The sequence below is a fragment of the Streptomyces sp. CA-210063 genome (assembly GCF_024612015.1).
GTDB lineage: Bacteria > Actinomycetota > Actinomycetes > Streptomycetales > Streptomycetaceae > Streptomyces.
Genome location: NZ_CP102512.1, coordinates 7905003 through 7920773 on the forward strand (window position 1 = coordinate 7905003; position 15771 = coordinate 7920773).

The 15771-nt window shown below is 70.4% G+C and carries 13 protein-coding genes; 12 read left to right on the top strand and 1 reads right to left on the bottom strand.

Features of this window, described 5'->3' with window-relative positions:
• Positions 1-39: 39 nt before the first annotated feature.
• Positions 40-585, bottom strand: coding sequence for a beta-class carbonic anhydrase (locus tag JIX56_RS34510; RefSeq protein WP_257546404.1), 546 nt, complete (start codon positions 583-585; stop codon positions 40-42).
• Between the two features lie 326 nt (positions 586-911).
• Between JIX56_RS34510 and rsmH the strand changes: the two genes are divergently transcribed.
• The 12 genes from rsmH to pgeF all read left to right on the top strand — a co-directional run bounded on the left by rsmH (position 912) and on the right by pgeF (position 15766).
• Positions 912-1868, top strand: a complete 957-nt coding sequence (gene rsmH / locus JIX56_RS34515; RefSeq protein ID WP_257546405.1) for a 16S rRNA (cytosine(1402)-N(4))-methyltransferase RsmH — start codon at positions 912-914, stop codon at positions 1866-1868.
• Between the two features lie 129 nt (positions 1869-1997).
• Positions 1998-2585 (top strand): hypothetical protein, encoded by a 588-nt coding sequence (locus JIX56_RS34520; RefSeq protein ID WP_257546406.1) that lies wholly within the window; start codon positions 1998-2000, stop codon positions 2583-2585.
• A 191-nt stretch (positions 2586-2776) separates the two neighbouring features.
• Positions 2777-4558 carry a peptidoglycan D,D-transpeptidase FtsI family protein gene (locus JIX56_RS34525; protein WP_306819953.1) on the top strand — a complete coding sequence of 594 codons (1782 nt, stop codon included), beginning with the start codon at positions 2777-2779 and terminating at the stop codon, positions 4556-4558.
• 63 nt (positions 4559-4621) lie between these two features.
• Positions 4622-6295 (top strand): UDP-N-acetylmuramoyl-L-alanyl-D-glutamate--2,6-diaminopimelate ligase, encoded by a 1674-nt coding sequence (locus JIX56_RS34530; protein WP_257546408.1) that lies wholly within the window; start codon positions 4622-4624, stop codon positions 6293-6295.
• Positions 6296-6299: 4 nt separating this feature from the next.
• Positions 6300-7730: a UDP-N-acetylmuramoyl-tripeptide--D-alanyl-D-alanine ligase gene (locus JIX56_RS34535; protein WP_257546409.1), complete on the top strand. Its 1431-nt coding sequence runs from the start codon at positions 6300-6302 to the stop codon at positions 7728-7730.
• Complete coding sequence (gene mraY, locus JIX56_RS34540) at positions 7727-8800, top strand: phospho-N-acetylmuramoyl-pentapeptide-transferase (RefSeq protein ID WP_257546410.1); 1074 nt, start codon at positions 7727-7729, stop codon at positions 8798-8800. Before JIX56_RS34535 ends, mraY begins: the two co-directional genes overlap by 4 nt.
• Complete coding sequence (gene murD, locus JIX56_RS34545; RefSeq protein WP_257546411.1) at positions 8782-10209, top strand: UDP-N-acetylmuramoyl-L-alanine--D-glutamate ligase; 1428 nt, start codon at positions 8782-8784, stop codon at positions 10207-10209. Before mraY ends, murD begins: the two co-directional genes overlap by 19 nt.
• A gap of 95 nt (positions 10210-10304) precedes the next feature.
• A complete protein-coding gene (gene ftsW, locus JIX56_RS34550) occupies positions 10305-11654 on the top strand; it encodes a putative lipid II flippase FtsW (RefSeq protein ID WP_257546412.1) in 1350 nt (449 codons plus the stop codon).
• 6 nt (positions 11655-11660) lie between these two features.
• Positions 11661-12749: an undecaprenyldiphospho-muramoylpentapeptide beta-N-acetylglucosaminyltransferase gene (gene murG, locus JIX56_RS34555; protein ID WP_257546413.1), complete on the top strand. Its 1089-nt coding sequence runs from the start codon at positions 11661-11663 to the stop codon at positions 12747-12749.
• A gap of 24 nt (positions 12750-12773) precedes the next feature.
• The gene (locus JIX56_RS34560; protein ID WP_257546414.1) at positions 12774-13571 is read left to right on the top strand and encodes a cell division protein FtsQ/DivIB; all 798 of its coding nucleotides are present in this window, start codon (positions 12774-12776) and stop codon (positions 13569-13571) included.
• A 279-nt stretch (positions 13572-13850) separates the two neighbouring features.
• Positions 13851-15041 carry a cell division protein FtsZ gene (ftsZ, locus tag JIX56_RS34565; protein ID WP_257546415.1) on the top strand — a complete coding sequence of 397 codons (1191 nt, stop codon included), beginning with the start codon at positions 13851-13853 and terminating at the stop codon, positions 15039-15041.
• Positions 15038-15766, top strand: coding sequence for a peptidoglycan editing factor PgeF (gene pgeF / locus JIX56_RS34570; protein ID WP_257546416.1), 729 nt, complete (start codon positions 15038-15040; stop codon positions 15764-15766). The genes ftsZ and pgeF overlap by 4 nt, the downstream gene beginning before the upstream one ends.
• Positions 15767-15771: the final 5 nt, after the last annotated feature.

The following is a 15771-nucleotide window of genomic DNA, read 5'->3' on the forward strand; positions in this document are numbered from 1 at the left end:
GTTGTGGACGGGCGGTGCGGGCGGCCCGGTTCGATGCGGTCAGGCCGGGTCGATCTCCCGGAGCAGCCCCGTCTTCACATCGAAGACGAAGCCGCGTACGTCGTCGGAATGCAGCAGGAACGGATTGGTGCGCACCCGCTGCATGGACTGCCGTACGTCCTGGTCGACGTCCCGGAAGGACTCCACCGCCCAGGCCGGGCGCTGGCCGACCTCCGCCTCCAGCTCGGTGCGGAAGTCCTCGGTGAGGGACTCCAGGCCGCAGCCGGTGTGGTGGATCAGGACGACGCTGCGGGTGCCGAGCTTGCGCTGGCTGATGGTGAGGGAGCGGATCACATCGTCCGTGACCACGCCGCCCGCGTTGCGGATGGTGTGGCAGTCGCCCAGCTCCAGGCCGAGCGCGTCGTGCAGGTCGAGGCGGGCGTCCATGCAGGCCACGACCGCGACACGGAGAACGGGACGGGCGTCCATCCCGGGGTCGGAGAACGCGGCGGCGTACCGCTCGTTGGCCTCGACGAGACGGTCGGTGACGGTGCCGTCGGATATGGCGCCTTCGGGTCCGGGGGGAACTGCTGCGGAGGTCGTCATAGCCAAGACGGTACTGGTCACGGCCGCGGAGGGCGCTCTGTGAGAGAGGACAAAGAACGTCATTGAGGCTTGTTGTGAGGTAACCCACAGGAGTGGCTGGATCACGCCCATGCGGGTGACTTATCCCCTTTCGGGGCTTCGCCCGTGGAAGGCGTCGCGACGCGCAGGCCGGTTGATTGACCGCGAAGGGCCGTGGACTAAAGTGACGCGGAGCGGGAGGCGAGGCCCCCCGCCGGACCGAAAACCCTGGAGAACCGGTGACAGCCCGGCATCTCCCCGCGTGCGCGGCGCGTACGTGCGGCTCGCGCCGGACCTGAGAGGGCCCCTTGAGCAACAGCCGCCACGTCCCCGTCATGCTCCAGCGGTGCCTGGACATGCTGGCCCCGGCCCTCACGGAGCCCGGCGCCGTCGTGGTCGACTGCACACTCGGACTCGGCGGCCACAGCGAGGCCCTGCTCACCCGGTTCCCCGAGGCGCGGCTCGTCGCCCTCGACCGCGACAAGGAGGCGCTGCGCCTCTCCGGCGAACGACTCGCCCCCTTCGGTGACCGTGCCACGCTCGTGCACGCCGTCTACGACGAACTCCCCGACGTACTCGACCGCCTGGGCCTCCCGCGCGTCCAGGGCGTCCTGTTCGACCTCGGCGTCTCCTCCATGCAACTCGACGAGGCCGACCGGGGCTTCGCGTACGCCCAGGACGCCCCCCTCGACATGCGCATGGACCAGACGAGCGGCATCAGCGCCGCCGAGGTCCTCAACACCTACCCGGCGGGCGAACTCGTCCGGATCCTCAGGGCGTACGGCGAGGAGAAGCAGGCCAAGCGGATCGTCTCCGCGATCGTGCGCGAGCGCGACAAGGAGCCCTTCACCAACAGCGCGCGCCTCGTCGAACTGATCCGCGACTCCCTGCCACAGGCGGCCAAGCGCACCGGCGGCAACCCCGCCAAGCGCACCTTCCAGGCGCTGCGCATCGAGGTCAACGGCGAACTCACCGTCCTGGAGCGGGCCATCCCCGCCGCCGTGAAGGCCCTCGCGGTCGGCGGCCGGATCGCCGTGCTGTCGTACCACTCGCTCGAGGACCGCCTCGTCAAGCAGGTGTTCGCGGCGGGCGCCGCCACGACCGCGCCCCCCGGACTGCCCGTCGTCCCCGAGCGCTACCAGCCGCGGCTCAAGCTCCTCACCCGTGGTGCCGAACTTCCCACCGAGGAAGAGGTCGCCGAGAACCGGCGCGCCGCCCCCGCACGTCTGCGCGGGGCGGAACGTATCCGGGAGAACCTCCAATGAGGCGCATGAGGCGCATGAGGCGTACGAGGCGGCCGCACACGGTGCGTGAAGGGGTCGGTGAGTGAGTCCGAAAAGCGAACTCGCGGGGACGGTGAGTGAGTCCGGAAAACGAACTCGCAGGGAGGGTGCGTGAGTAGGAAACCCGAACTGAGGGGCCGGGCCGCCCGTCTGGCGCGGCTCCTGCCCGCGGGGCCCAAAGGAGGGGCCGCCCGCACCCCGTTCGTCCTCCTTGTCGTCCTGCTCCTGGGCGGCGGCCTCATCGGCCTCCTCGTGCTGAACTCCGCGCTCAGCGAAGGGTCGTTCAAGCTGGACGACCTCCAGGACGACGTGAAGAGCTACACCGACGAGGAACAGGCGCTCCAACGGGACGTGGACGCCTACTCCGCGCCCGACGCCCTCCAGCGCCGCGCCCGCGAGCTGGGTATGGTCCCCGGCGGCGACCCGGCCTTCCTGAACCCCGACGGCACCGTCAAGGGCGTACCGAGCGCCGCCCAGCAGTCCGTGCTCCGTATGCCGCTCGTCCTCGCACCCGAGGCGCTCGACCCGGGACCCCCCGAGAGCCCGATCCCCACCCCGAGCCCCACACCCTCGGTCTCCCCGACGCGGCCGCAGACGCCGGCACCCTCGGTCACCCCCACCCCCACCCCCAGCCCCACGTTCACCCCCGCCAGCCCGTCCGTACAGTCCACCCAGCTCCCGACGACCCCCGGCAGGTGACGGAAGTGGCCGATTCAGGCAGGCAGCCCCCCCGCCGCCGTGTACCCGGACCCGCCCGGCCCGTGCGCCCCGGCGGTCAGCAGCGCCGCCCGGGCCCCGGTGCCCGCCCCGCCGCTCAGCGCCGCCCGAGCACGCCCCGGCAGCCGGCCGCGCGCACCATCCGCCTGGGCAGCCCCCGCCCCCGGCTGCGCATGGTGAGCCTCGCGCTGACGCTGGTGATGATCGCCTTCGTCGTACGGCTGCTCCAGGTGCAGGCCGTCGACGCGAGCGAGTACGCGGCCAAGGCCGACCAGAACCGGTACGTCGGCCGGGTGCTGGCCGCCGAGCGCGGCGGGATCACCGACCGCAACGGCGTCGACCTGGCCATCAGCACGGACGCCAACGACATCACGGCCGACCCGACGATGTTCAGCCGCGAACAGCTCAAGGTCGACGACGGACCCGAGCAGGCCGCCGCGCTCCTCGCGCCGATCATCGGCGCGGACCAGGAGACGCTCACGGAGAAGCTGCGCACCAAGAACACCCGCTATGTGCTGCTCGCCCGCCGCCAGACCCCCCAGGTCTGGAACCAGATCAGCGACCTGAAGACCGCGCTCGCCAAGAAGGCCAGAGAGGACAAGGCCACGGTCAACGTGCTGGCCGGCGTCTTCCAGGAGCCCAGCAGCAAGCGCGTGTACCCCAACGGCGACCTCGCCGCCGGGATACTGGGCTGGGTCAACGCCGAAGGCAAGGGCGGCGGCGGCGTCGAGCAGCAGCTGAACCAGCAGCTGGCCGGCAAGGACGGCAAGATCCGCTACGCCCAGTCCGGCGGTCGTCTGGTGCCCACCGCGGGCTCCACCGAGACCCCCGCCGTGGCCGGCTCCGACGTCGAGCTGACCATCGACCGCGACATCCAGTGGGCCGCGCAGAACGCCATCACCGAGCAGGTGAAGAAGTCCGAGGCGGACCGCGGCTACGTGATAGTGCAGGACACCCGCACCGGCGAGATCCTGGCGATGGCCAACTCGCCCGGCTTCGACCCCAACGACCTGTCCCGGGCGAACCCGAACTCCTTGCACAATTGGGCCCTCGAAGACGCCTACGAGCCGGGCTCCACCGCCAAGGTCATGTCGATGGCCGCCGTACTGGAGGAGAACGTCGCCACGCCGGGCACGCACGTCACCGTGCCCAACCGGCTGCACCGCGGCGACCGGCTCTTCAAGGACGACATCGACCACCCGACCTGGTATCTGACGCTCAACGGAGTGCTCGCCAAGTCCAGCAACATCGGCACCATCCTCGCCACCGGAGAACTCGGCAGGAACCAGCGGGAGTCCAACGAGATCCTCTACTCGTACCTGCGGAAGTTCGGCATCGGCAGTCGGACGGGCCTCGACTTCCCCGGCGAGACCAAGGGCATCCTCGCCGCGCCCGGCGACTGGTCGACCTCGCAGCAGTACACGATCCCTTTCGGCCAGGGCGTGTCGATAAACGCCATGCAGGCGGCCTCCGTCTACTCGACGATCGCCAATGGCGGCGTACGCGTCGAACCGACCCTCGTACGAGGCACCAAGGGACCGGACGGCCGCTTCACCCCCGCTCCGAAGTCCGGGAAGACCCGGGTCGTGAGCGAGAAGACGGCGAAGACCCTCGCCCGGATGCTGGAGTCCGTCGTGGACGACGAGGAGGGCACGGGCACCAAGGCGCGCATCCCCGGCTACCGGGTCGCGGGCAAGACGGGCACGGCGAACCGTGTGGATCCGGCCACCGGCAGATACAGCGGCTACACCTCGTCGTTCGCCGGGTTCGCGCCCGCCGACAACCCGCGGATCACCGTCTACTGCGCGATCCAGAACGCCACCAAGGGCAACTACTTCGGCGGCCAGATCTGCGGGCCCATCTACAAGGAGGTCATGGAGTTCGCCCTGAAGACCCTCCAGGTCCCGCCCACCGGGGCGAAGCCCGCGAACCTGCCCGTCGCCTTCACCCCCTGAAACCGCCTCCTGACCACATCCTGATCCACCCGCTGATCAGCGCAACCAGCCAGGAACCGACTCGTGACCATGATCACTCCCGACCCCGGGAACCACGCACCGCAGCCCCGCTCGCACAAACCCTCGCTTCGCTCCGGCGGGGGTGCGCCCGGTACGCTCACCGCCGTGCCACACGCTGATCAGTCCCAAACCACCCAGAAGGACGTTCCCGTGACATATCCGGGACCGCCCCGGCCGGCCCACGTCTCCGCCACACCCCTCGCGGAACTCGCCGGTCAGCTGGGAGCCGAGCAGTCGGCGAGCGCGGACACCGTCGAGGTCACGGGCATCACCCACGACTCGCGTGCCGTCCGCCCCGGCGACCTGTACGCCGCCCTGCCCGGTGCCCGTCTGCACGGCGCCGACTTCGTGGACCAGGCGGCCGGCCTCGGCGCCGTCGCCGTGCTCACCGACCCGAGCGGCGCCGAGCGCGCCACCGCCACCGGGCTCCCCGCCCTCGTCGTCGAGAACCCGCGCGCGCGGATGGGCGAGCTGGCGGCCACGATCTACGGCCGCCCGGGCGGTGACCTGCTCCAGATCGGCATCACGGGCACCTCCGGCAAGACCACCACCGCCTATCTCGTCGAGGGCGGCCTGAAGACGGCCCGCTCCACCGGCCTCATCGGCACGGTCGAGACGCGCATCGGCGACGAGCGCATCAAGTCCGAGCGGACCACCCCGGAGGCGACCGACCTCCAGGCCCTCTTCGCGGTCATGCGTGAACGCGGTGTCGACTCGGTCGTCATGGAGGTGTCCAGCCACGCGCTGGTCCTCGGCCGGGTCGACGGCTGCGTCTTCGACGTCGCCGTCTTCAACAACCTCAGCCCGGAACACATGGAGTTCCACTCCGGCATGGAGGACTACTTCCAGGCCAAGGCGCAGCTGTTCACACCGGAGCGCAGCAGGCTCGGCGTCGTCAACCTCGACGACGAGTACGGCCGTCGGCTCGTCAAGGAGGCCACGGTCCCGGTCGTCACCTTCTCCGCCGAGGGACACCCCGACGCCGACTGGCGTGCCGAGGAGGCCCAGGTCGGGCCGGTGGACTCGACGTTCACGGTGGTCGGGCCCAAGGGTGAGCGAATCGCCGCCAGGTCGCCGCTGCCGGGCACCTTCAACGTCGCCAACACCCTGGCGGCCGTCGCCGCGCTGGCCACGGCCGGGCTCGACCCGCAGACCGCCGCCGACGGCATCGCCGCCGTCCCGGGCGTGCCGGGCCGGCTGGAGCGCGTGGACGCCGGACAGCCGTATCTCGCGGTCGTCGACTACGCCCACAAGACGGATGCCGTCGAGTCGGTCCTCAAGGCACTGCGCAAGGTCACCGAGGGCCGGCTGCACGTCGTCCTCGGCTGCGGCGGCGACCGGGACAGGACCAAACGCGCGCCGATGGGCGCCGCCATGGCCCGGCTCTCCGACACCGCCGTACTGACCTCCGACAACCCCCGCTCCGAAGACCCCCTCGCGATCCTCGCGACCATGCTCCAGGGCGCGGCGTCCGTGCCGGTGCACGAGCGCGGCGAGGTCCTCCTCTTCGAGGACCGGGCCGCCGCGATCGCCGCGGCGGTGGCCCGCGCACAGCCGGGCGACACCGTGCTGGTCGCGGGCAAGGGCCACGAGCAGGGCCAGGACATCGCCGGCGTGGTCCGTCCCTTCGACGACCGCCAGGTGCTTCGCGAAGCTATCCAGCAGACCCAGGGATGAACTTGTGATCGCCCTCTCTCTCGCCGAGATCGCAGAAGTCGTCGGCGGGCAGACGCACGACATACCGGATCCGTCGGCGCAGGTCACCGGACCGGTCGTCCGGGACTCCCGTGAAGTGGAGCCCGGCAGCCTCTTCGTCGCCTTCGCCGGCGAACGCGTGGACGGACACGACTTCGCGGCCGCGGTCGTCGAGGCGGGCGCGGCAGCGGTGCTGGCGTCCCGCCCCGTCGGCGTGCCCGCGATCGTCGTGGCCGACGTCCAGACGGCCCTCGGCGCCCTCGCCCGGCACGTCGTGCGGAAGCTCGGTACCACCCTCGTCGCCCTCACCGGCTCCGCGGGCAAGACCAGCACCAAGGACCTGATCGCGCAGGTGCTCCGGCGCAAGGCACCGACGGTGTTCACGCCCGGCTCCCTCAACAACGAGATCGGGCTGCCCCTCACCGCGCTCAGCGCCACCGAGGAAACCCGTTTCCTCGTCCTGGAGATGGGCGCCCGCGGCATCGGCCACATCCGGTACCTCACCGATCTGACGCCGCCGAAGATCGGCCTCGTCCTCAACGTCGGCACCGCCCACATCGGCGAGTTCGGCGGCCGCGAGCAGATCGCGCAGGCCAAGGGCGAGTTGGTGGAGGCCCTGCCGCCCGCGGAGGAGGGCGGCGCCGCGATCCTCAACGCCGACGACCCCCTGGTCCGAGCCATGGCGTCCCGTACGAAGGCGAAGGTGATCCTCTTCGGCGAGTCCGGCGAAGCGGACGTACGCGCCGAGAACGTGACGCTCACGGACGCCGGACAGCCCGTGTTCAGGCTTCACACACCCTCCGGTGCAAGCGATGTGACCATGCGCCTGTACGGTGAGCACCACGTGTCGAACGCGCTCGCCGCGGCCGCCGTCGCCCATGAGCTGGGCATGTCCGCAGACGAGATCGCCACCGCGCTCTCCGAGGCGGGCTCCCTCTCCCGCTGGCGCATGGAGGTCACCGAGCGCCCGGACGGCGTGACGGTCGTCAACGACGCCTACAACGCGAACCCCGAGTCCATGCGAGCCGCTCTGCGCGCGCTCGCGGCGATGGGCAAGGCCGCACAGGCACAAGGGGGTCGTACGTGGGCGGTGCTCGGCAAGATGGCCGAGCTCGGGGACGAATCGCTCGCCGAGCACGACGCGGTCGGACGGCTCGCCGTCCGGCTCAATGTCGGCAAGCTCGTCGCGGTCGGGGGCAGGGAAGCGTCCTGGCTGCAACTGGGCGCATATAACGAGGGTTCGTGGGGTGAGGAGTCGGTGCACGTGTCCGACGCACAGGCGGCGATCGACCTGTTGCGCAGTCAGTTGCGCCCGGGAGACGTCGTACTCGTGAAGGCGTCCCGGTCGGTCGGGCTCGAGAGCGTGGCGCAGGCGCTGCTCGACAGCGGCAACGAGGGTGAGGTTGCCGCCCGATGATGAAGCAGATCCTGTTCGCGGGAGTCATTGGCCTCTTCCTGACCCTGGTCGGCACCCCGCTGCTGATCAAGCTGCTCGCCCGCAAGGGCTACGGCCAGTACATCCGTGACGACGGCCCGCGCACGCACGGCAGCAAGCGCGGTACGCCGACGATGGGCGGTATCGCCTTCATCCTGGCGACGATCGCCGCGTACTTCCTGTCCAAGCTGATCACGGGCTACACGCCGACCTTCTCCGGTCTGCTGGTGCTCGGCCTGATGGGCGGCATGGGCCTCGTCGGCTTCCTCGACGACTACATCAAGATCGTCAAGCGTCGTTCGCTCGGTCTGCGGGCCAAGGCGAAGATGGCCGGCCAGCTGATCGTCGGCATCGGATTCGCGGTCCTCGCGCTGCAGTTCCCGGACGCCCGCGACCAGACGCCGGCCTCCACCAAGATCTCCTTCGTCCAGGACTTCGGCTGGACCATCGGCCCGGTGCTGTTCGTCATCTGGGCACTGTTCATGATCCTCGCCATGTCGAACGGTGTGAACCTGACCGACGGTCTGGACGGTCTCGCCACCGGTGCCTCCGTCCTCGTCTTCGGCGCCTACACCTTCATCGGCGTCTGGCAGTTCCAGGAGTCCTGCGCCAACACGCTGACCCTGACCAACCCGGCCGCCTGTTACGAGGTACGAGATCCACTCGACCTGGCGATCGTGGCCTCCGCGCTGATGGGCGCCTGCCTCGGCTTCCTGTGGTGGAACACCTCGCCGGCCAAGATCTTCATGGGTGACACCGGTTCGCTGGCCCTCGGCGGCGCGCTCGCCGGTCTCGCGATCTGCTCCCGCACCGAGCTGCTCCTCGCGCTCCTCGGCGGTCTGTTCGTCCTCATCACCATGTCGGTCGTCATCCAGGTCGGCTCGTTCCGCCTGACCGGCAAGCGCGTCTTCCGCATGGCACCCCTCCAGCACCACTTCGAACTCAAGGGGTGGTCCGAGGTCCTTGTCGTGGTCCGCTTCTGGATCATCCAGGGCATCTGCGTGATCGTCGGACTGGGCATCTTCTACGCGGGATGGGCGGCCGAGAAGTGACCGACTGGCAGGGTAAGCGCGTCACCGTCGCCGGACTCGGCGTCTCCGGCATCCCGGCGGCCAAGGTCCTGCACGGCCTCGGCGCTGTCGTCACGGTCGTCAACGACGGCGACGACGAACGCGCCAGGGCGCAGGCCGCCGACCTGGAGGCGCTCGGCATCACCGTGCGCCTCGGCGACGGCGCCACCCTGCCCGAGGGCACCGAACTCGTCGTCACCACCCCGGGCTGGAAACCCGACAAGCCGCTTTTCGCCGCGGCTCGTGAGGCCGGCCTGGAGATCTGGGGCGACGTCGAACTCGCCTGGCGCCTGCGCGGCCCGGACGCCGCCCCCTGGCTGGCCGTCACGGGCACCAACGGCAAGACCACGACCGTCCAGATGCTCGCCTCCATCCTGGCGGCGGCGGGCCTGCGGACGGCCGCCGTCGGCAACATCGGGGTCTCGCTGCTGGACGTGGTCCTGGGCGACGAGCAGTACGACGTGCTGGCGGTCGAGTTGTCCAGCTACCAGCTCCACTGGGCGCCCTCCCTGAAGGCGCATTCGGCCGTCGTCCTCAACCTCGCCCCCGACCACCTCGACTGGCACGGCTCGATGGAGGCGTACGCCGCTGACAAGGGCCGTATCTACCAGGGCAATCGGGTCGCCTGCGTCTACAACGTGGCCGACAAGGCCACCGAGGACCTGGTGCGCGAGGCGGACGTCGAAGAGGGCTGCCGGGCCGTCGGATTCACGCTCGGCACGCCCGGACCGTCCCAACTCGGCGTCGTGGACGGCATCCTGGTCGACCGCGCCTTCGTCGAGAACCGGCAGAAGAACGCCCAGGAACTCGCCGAGGTCTCCGACGTCCATCCGCCCGCCCCGCACAACATCGCCAACGCCCTCGCGGCGGCCGCCCTCGCACGGGCCTTCGGGGTGCCCGCCGCGGCCGTACGGGACGGGCTGCGGGCCTTCACACCGGACGCGCACCGCATCGCGCACGTGGCCGATGTGGACGGCGTCGCCTACATCGACGACTCCAAGGCCACCAACACGCATGCGGCGCAGGCCTCTTTGGCCGCGTACGAGTCGATCGTGTGGATCGCGGGCGGCCTCGCCAAGGGCGCGACCTTCGACGAGCTGGTGGCCAGCTCGGCCAAGCGGCTGCGGGGTGTCGTGCTGATCGGCGCGGATCGCGCGCTGATCCGCGAAGCGCTCGCGCGACACGCGCCCGAAGTGCCCGTCGTCGACCTCGACCGGACCGACACTGGGGCGATGCTCGCGGCTGTCCGCGAGGCGCGGACACTGGCGCGAGCGGGCGACACGGTGCTGCTGGCGCCGGCCTGTGCGTCGATGGACATGTTCGTCAACTACAACAAGCGCGGGGACGCGTTCGCGGACGCCGTTCGTGAACTCGCCGCCGCGGACGGCTGACCCGGCCCGCCCCTGCCTGGCGGCCGTGCCGGGTGAACTCGGGAGGGAACGCGTGACACGGATGTGGTCGGTGCGCAGCGGGGAAGGCGCCCTCGATGCCCAGTAGCCGTACCGGGCGTCCTCCCGTCCAGCGCCTCACCCGGCGGCCGCCCGTCCCACGCCCCCCGCGCGAGAACCCCGTGCGGCGGTTCCACACCCGGGCCCGCAAGGCCTGGGACCGGCCGCTGACCGCGTACTACCTGATCCTCGGCGGCAGTCTGCTGATCACCGCGCTGGGCCTGGTGATGGTCTATTCGGCCTCGCAGATCACGGCGCTGCAGAAGTCGCTGCCGGGGACCTTCTTCTTCCGCAAACAGTTCCTCGCGGCCACGATCGGCACCGTGCTGCTGCTCCTGGCCTCGCGGATGCCGGTGAAGCTGCACCGGGCGCTGGCGTACCCGATCCTCGCGGGCTGTGTGTTTCTGATGGCCCTGGTCCAGGTGCCGGGGATAGGGCAGTCGATCAACGGCAACCAGAACTGGATCGCCATCGGCGGCTCGTTCCAGATCCAGCCCAGCGAGTTCGGCAAGCTCGCCCTCGTGCTCTGGGGCGCGGATCTGCTGGCCCGCAAGGAGGACAAGCAGCTCCTCGCGCAGTGGAAGCACATGCTGGTGCCGCTCGTTCCGGTGGCGTTCCTGTTGCTCGGGCTGATCATGCTCGGCGGCGACATGGGCACCGCGATCATTCTCACGGCGATCCTGTTCGGCCTGCTGTGGCTGGCCGGGGCGCCGACCCGGCTGTTCGTGGGCGTGCTGTCCATCGCCGGGCTCATCGGGTTCATCCTGATCAGGACCAGCGAGAACCGCATGGCCCGCCTCGCCTGCATCGGGGCCACGGAGCCCCGTACGGACGGCGCCGACTGCTGGCAGGCCGTGCACGGTATCTACGCCCTCGCCTCGGGCGGAATCTTCGGTTCCGGCCTCGGTGCGAGTGTGGAAAAATGGGGCCAACTCCCGGAAGCGCACACCGACTTCATCTTCGCCGTCACCGGTGAGGAACTGGGTCTCGCGGGGACGCTGTCGGTGCTCGCCCTCTTCGCGGCTCTAGGCTATGCGGGTATCCGCGTGGCCGGACGCACGGAGGACCCCTTCGTCAGGTATGCCGCGGGAGGCGTGACCACCTGGATCACCGCTCAGGCAGTGATCAACATGGGTGCGGTGCTCGGTCTGCTGCCGATCGCCGGAGTCCCGCTCCCGCTGTTCTCCTACGGAGGTTCCGCCCTGCTGCCGACCATGTTCGCCATCGGGTTGCTGATCGCGTTCGCGCGCGACGAGCCCGCCGCACGGGCGGCGCTTGCCATGCGGCAACCCCGCTTTGGTAGAAAGCGTGGCGGCGGCCCTTCGGGGCCCGGGAGATGGAACACGATGCGACGGCGTGTCTCGGCACGTTCGTCCGGAGAGCGGTGAATTTCGGTGCATGTCGTACTCGCCGGTGGCGGAACCGCCGGTCACATCGAGCCCGCGCTCGCCCTCGCGGACGCCCTGCGGAGGCAGGACCCGACCGTGGGCATCACGGCCCTGGGCACGGAGCGCGGCCTGGAGACACGCCTCGTCCCCGAGCGCGGCTACGAACTCGCGCTGATCCCCGCCGTGCCCCTGCCGCGCAAGCCCACCCCTGAGCTGATCACCGTGCCCGGCCGGCTGCGCGGCACGATCAAGGCGACCGAGCAGATCCTGGAGCGCACCAAGGCGGACGCCGTCGTCGGCTTCGGCGGCTACGTCGCCCTGCCCGGTTATCTCGCCGCCAAGCGCCTCGGTGTGCCGATCATCGTCCACGAGGCCAACGCCCGACCCGGCCTCGCCAACAAGATCGGCTCCCGGTACGCGGCCAAGGTCGCCGTCTCCACCCCCGACAGCAAGCTCCGCGACGCCCGCTACATCGGCATCCCGCTGCGCCGCGCCATCGCCACCCTCGACCGGGCCGCCGCGCGCCCCGAGGCCCGCGCGATGTTCGGCCTCGACCCCAACCTGCCGACCCTGCTGGTCTCCGGCGGCTCCCAGGGCGCCCGCCGTCTCAACGAGGTCGTCCAGCAGGTCGCCCCCTACCTCCAGCAGGCCGGGATCCAGATCCTGCACGCGGTCGGCCCGAAGAACGAACTGCCGCAGGTACACCAGATGCCGGGAATGCCCCCGTACATCCCGGTACCGTACGTGGACCGGATGGACCTCGCGTACGCCGCGGCCGACATGATGCTCTGCCGCGCGGGCGCGATGACCGTCGCCGAACTCTCCGCCGTCGGGCTCCCCGCCGCCTATGTCCCGCTGCCCATCGGCAACGGCGAACAGCGGCTGAACGCCCAGCCGGTGGTCAAGGCCGGCGGCGGGCTGCTGGTCGACGACGCGGAACTGACACCCCAGTGGGTGCAGCAGAACGTCCTGCCCGTCCTCGCCGACCCGCACCGGCTGTACGAGATGTCCCGCGCCGCCAGCGAGTTCGGCCGCCGGGACGCCGACGACCTGCTCGTCGGCATGGTGTACGAGGCGATCGCGTCGCGCCGTTAAGAGCGCGGCAGAAGGCAGGGGAGCGTGGCCGGACCGACCACCGCCGAACGCGGTGCAGACGAGGATCTGGACTCAGGCCCGCCGTCGCGGCGGCGGCTCCCCGGCCCCCGGGTGCTGCTCGTCGCCGCGATCGCCCTGGTGCTGATCGCCGGCGCCTCGGTCTGGGCCCTGTACGGCTCCTCGTGGCTGCGCGCCGAGCGGGTCTCCGTGTCGGGTATCCGGGTGCTGACCGAGACCCAGGTGCGCGACGCGGCCGACGTGCCCCTCGGCGAGCCGCTCATTTCCATCGACACGGAGGCGATCGAGTCGCGATTGCTCCGGAAATTGCCCCGAATTGACTCGGTTGAGGTCATTCGTTCCTGGCCCCATGGAATCGGGCTGAAAGTGAGCGAACGTACTCCGGTTCTGATTGTCGAAGCGGCCGGAAATTCGGGCAAGTACGTCGAAGTGGACGCGAAAGGTGTGCGTTTTGCCACGGTTTCGCAGGCCCCGGCGGGCGTTCCCCTGCTGGAATTGACGGTCTCCCGGTCGGGTTCGTCCGCCGCCAGTCTGCGGCGATTCGGCGAGGACCGGCTCGTACGGGAGGCCGTGCGGGTCGCCGGAGCGATTCCGGACGCGATCGCCCGCGAGACCCTCGTCGTCAAGGTCCGTTCCTTCGACTCCCTCTCGCTGGAGTTGAGCGGAGACCGTACGGTCGCCTGGGGGAGTGCGGAGAAGGGGCGTGCGAAGGGCCGTGCGCTCACTGCCCTGATGAAAGCCGCCCCGGACGCGGGGCACTTCGACGTGAGCGTCCCCACCGCGCCCGCGTCATCAGGGAGTTGACGCACATCCGCGCAGGCCAGCACCCTGGTTGGGCACCGCTATGGCTGATCACATAGGGTGAAAAGAAAAACGGGAGGTTCGGCGTGTTCGTTGAACGTGCGCCACTTGTCGACTTAGTGTCCTGTTCGGAAGAGTCCAAGGAACAGTCACACTGGTAACCCTAAACTTCAGCGTTAGGGTTCGGGTCGGCGTTCGGACCGTCCCACTTCGGCATCAGTCGTCGGATCGCGGGTCCCTCGCGAGGCGGCGACACGTAACTCGAGGCGAGAGGCCTTCGACGTGGCAGCACCGCAGAACTACCTCGCAGTCATCAAAGTCATCGGTGTCGGCGGCGGTGGTGTCAATGCCATCAACCGGATGATCGAGGTCGGTCTCAAGGGCGTCGAGTTCATCGCCATCAACACCGACGCGCAAGCTCTGTTGATGAGCGACGCCGACGTCAAGCTCGACGTCGGCCGTGAACTCACCCGCGGACTCGGCGCCGGCGCCAACCCGGCCGTCGGACGCAAGGCCGCCGAGGATCACCGTGAGGAGATCGAGGAGGTCCTCAAGGGGGCCGACATGGTCTTCGTGACGGCCGGTGAGGGCGGCGGCACCGGTACCGGCGGCGCACCCGTCGTGGCCAACATCGCCCGCTCCCTCGGTGCCCTCACCATCGGCGTGGTCACCCGCCCCTTCACCTTCGAGGGCCGCCGTCGCGCCAACCAGGCCGAGGACGGCATCGCCGAGCTCCGTGAAGAGGTCGACACCCTCATCGTCATCCCGAACGACCGGCTGCTCTCCATCTCGGACCGCCAGGTCTCCGTGCTGGACGCGTTCAAGTCGGCCGACCAGGTCCTGCTCTCCGGTGTCCAGGGCATCACCGACCTCATCACCACGCCCGGTCTGATCAACCTCGACTTCGCCGACGTCAAGTCCGTGATGTCCGAGGCCGGTTCGGCCCTCATGGGCATCGGCTCGGCCCGCGGCGACGACCGCGCGGTGGCCGCCGCCGAGATGGCGATCTCCTCGCCTCTCCTGGAGGCGTCCATCGACGGCGCCCGGGGCGTGCTGCTCTCCATCTCCGGCGGCTCCGACCTCGGTCTGTTCGAGATCAACGAGGCCGCCCAGCTGGTCAGCGAGGCCGCCCACCCCGAGGCCAACATCATCTTCGGCGCGGTCATCGACGACGCGCTCGGCGACGAGGTCCGGGTGACCGTGATCGCCGCCGGGTTCGACGGCGGCCAGCCCCCGGCCAAGCGGGACAACATCCTCGGCTCGGCCGCGGCCAAGCGCGAGGAGCCCACGCCGGTGCGGCCCGCCGAGACCCGCCCGTCCTTCGGCTCGCTCGGCAGCGTCAAGCCGAAGGAAGAGCCGGCGCCCGCCCCGGAGCCGGTGAACGAGGTCCCGGTCGCCCCGCCGGTCCCGCCGTCCCGGTCCTACACGGACAGCGCGGCGGAGGAACTGGACGTGCCGGACTTCCTCAAGTGATAGGACAGCGCGAGAACGTGAGCGGCGCGCACTTCGCCTTCACCGACCGGTGGGGCGGGGTGAGCGCCGCTCCGTATGAGGAGCTCAATCTCGGCGGGGCGGTCGGGGACGACGCCGACGCCGTGACGACGAACCGGGAGCTGGCGGCCAAGTCGCTGGGCCTGGAGCCGGACCGGGTCGTCTGGATGAACCAGGTGCACGGCGCGGACGTGGCCGTGGTCGAGGGGCCGTGGGGCTCGGACGACATCCCGTCCGTCGACGCGATCGTCACCACCCGGCGTGGTCTCGCGCTCGCCGTCCTCACCGCCGACTGTGTGCCCGTCCTGCTGACCGACCCGGTCGCCGGGGTCGCGGCCGCCGCCCACGCGGGCCGGCCCGGCATGGTCGCCGGGGTCGTTCCCGCTGCCGTACGGACCATGACCGAACTCGGCGCCGACCCCGCCCGGATCGTCGCCCGCACCGGACCCGCCGTCTGCGGCCGGTGTTACGAAGTGCCCGACGCGATGCGCTCCGACGTGGCCTCCGTCGAGCCGGCGGCGTACGCCGAGACCAGTTGGGGCACGCCCTCGGTGGATGTGTGCGCCGGAGTGCACGCACAGCTGGAGCGCCTCGGGGTGCACGACCGGGAGCAGTCACCGGTGTGCACGCTGGAGTCGCGCGACCACTTCTCGTACCGCCGCGACCGCGCCACGGGGCGACTCGCGGGATATGTCTGGCTGGACTGATGGGC